The sequence below is a fragment of the Halomicronema sp. CCY15110 genome, from assembly GCF_016888165.1.
Lineage (GTDB): Bacteria > Cyanobacteriota > Cyanobacteriia > Phormidesmidales > Phormidesmidaceae > Halomicronema.
In genome coordinates this window covers 1-289 of sequence record NZ_JACSWC010000063.1, presented here as the reverse complement: position 1 = coordinate 289, position 289 = coordinate 1, and the positions used below count along the sequence as shown (strand labels likewise).

General features: G+C 55.4%; 1 pseudogene. It reads right to left on the bottom strand.

From position 1 onward, the window contains the following. A pseudogene (locus JUK32_RS27290) lies at positions 1–289 on the bottom strand (IS1 family transposase); the annotation flags it as partial.

Sequence of the window (289 nt, the reverse complement as noted above, 5' to 3'; positions counted from 1 at the left end):
TGTCGCTGGCTGGGCATCACGGTTTCATAAGCCTCCCAAAAGTCGCTGTAGCAGGTGGCACACTGGCGATAGATGGGTGGCAAGGATGGCCAAAGTGCTCTGGCCCCGCCGCGAGAACGATCGCCGACAGGCATGCCAATAATCTCACGGGTGTCTCGGTTGATGGCGAGCCAATCCATTGCTTGTTCCCTTTGCTGCCGACAAACGACCAAGCCTCATCACATTCCACCGTTAAGCGCCCTTTTTTTGAGGGCTTACCCTCACTTGACGTTCGACCTGCTGATATTTG